Consider the following 1,839-nt stretch of genomic DNA (forward strand, 5'->3'; position numbering starts at 1 on the left):
CAGCAAGCGCCAGCCAATGTCCTGATCTGTGGCTCGCTATATCTGGCCGGTGAAGTGTTACGCTTGAACGATCAGGTGCCTGATTGAGGCACGCGCTTCGGCTGCCCCTTCCAAGCAAGCAATCCTCCGGCGAACAGCAGCGCTGCGAACGACCATGTGATATCATTTGCGAACTCCAGCGGCTGCGAGAGTAACAGCCCGATGAGGCCCGCCACCACGAGCAAGAAGCCAAGGATGCGTATCGGCCCGATCGGATCCTTCATCACCTTTTCATCGACAGCCTTAACCTGATGGATGCTTTGCACGACATAGCCTTTGCTCCACAACACCCAAAGCAGGATCATGCCCGGAATCGCGGCGACCACGGTGAAGCCCCAAAAACCAACCCAACCTACATTTTCCGCAACAATGCCCGCTGGCCCCGCCATGAACGTCCGGCCAACGCCAGCGAAAGAAGATAGCAAAGCAAATTGCGTCGCGGTGTAGGCGATACTCGACAAGCCCGACAAATAGGTGGCGAACACCGTCAGCCCTATACCGCTGGTCAAATTTTCCGTGCAAATGGCGGCAACCATCATCCAGTAATTATTGCCCGACGCAGCCAAGATCATGAACATGACGTTTGAGAACATCATCAACAGGCCCGAGATGAGCAACGCGCGGCCCATGCCGAGCCACAATATGAAGGGCGCGCCCAAGGCAGAACCCACAATCAACGCGCCAAAGCCCCATAATTTATTGGCTGAAATATAATCGAAATCGGAAAAGCCCAGATCAACGATCATTGGGCTCAACATCACCTGCCCCATGGCGTCGCCTACCTTGTACACAAGTACAAAGCCAAGAATGAGGAATGCACCGTGCCGTGTCAAAAATTCGCGGAAGGGGTTGACCACGGCCTCCGTCAACCACTGCTTCGGCTTCATGCCCTCAACATGAGCAAAACGGTCAACAAACTTACCCGGTCCCGCCCATAATGCGCCAATGATGGCAGGAATGATGCAAAATGCAGTCAAACCATAAGCCGTAGACCAGCCAAGACCCAACCCCTCTTGCGACGCAAAATAGATGGTCCCCGCGCCAGCGATCAGATTGCCTGTGCGATAGCCAAACTGGTTTGTGGCGGTGCCATGGGCGAACTCTTCCTCTTCCAATATTTCGATGCGATAGGCGTCTATGACGATGTCCTGTGTCGCTGATAAGAACGCCGTAATGAGCGCCCAAATCGCAAACTTGCCCATGTCACCTGGCTGGGGATCGCTCGCACCCAATTGCCAGATCGACACAAAAAGCAATGCCTGCACAAAGAACAACCAGCTTCGGCGTTGACCGAATGCCTTAGTCAGGAACGGTAGATGCAGCTTGTCGACCAAGGGTGCCCATAGGAATTTGATGGTGTAGGGAATGCCCAATGCCACCGCAAAACCGATGGTCGCGGTATCGATACCAACCTTCGCCAGCCAGAATGTCATGGTCGCGATAAGCAACGTCAGCGGAAAGCCGCTTGAAATGCCAAGCAGGAAAGTAATGACGGGGTTTTTGCGTAAATATGGCCGAAAAGCTGGAACGAGCATCGCAATAACAGGCAGTGCGATGAGAATTGCTGCAAAAATGATAAAACGCTGCAAATCGACAGACATTTGGACCCCTCCGATATTCTTTCAAACCGCAGTGCTGAGTTGCGTCGAAGCACGCCCTGCCGTCAAGCGCCCTTCGACGAAGCTCAGGGCTACGGTTATCTGTTCCACTTCGCTCTAAATCGATTTTCCTGAATGGCCAGTGACTTTTAAAGCAATATGCGTCAAAGGCGCTTAATGGTTAAACCCCCGTCAAAAGCAC

General features: G+C 53.2%; 1 protein-coding gene. It reads right to left on the reverse strand.

What is annotated here, in order from left to right; genetic code table 11:
• Window positions 1-71: 71 nt before the first annotated feature.
• The gene (locus HEQ34_RS14280) at window positions 72-1,640 is read right to left on the reverse strand and encodes an MFS transporter (protein ID WP_296201579.1); all 1,569 of its coding nucleotides are present in this window, start codon (window positions 1,638-1,640) and stop codon (window positions 72-74) included.
• Between the last annotated feature and the right edge of the window lie 199 nt (window positions 1,641-1,839).

It is taken from the genome of Sphingorhabdus sp., from assembly GCF_023910635.1.
Classification (GTDB): Bacteria; Pseudomonadota; Alphaproteobacteria; order Sphingomonadales; family Sphingomonadaceae; genus Sphingorhabdus_B.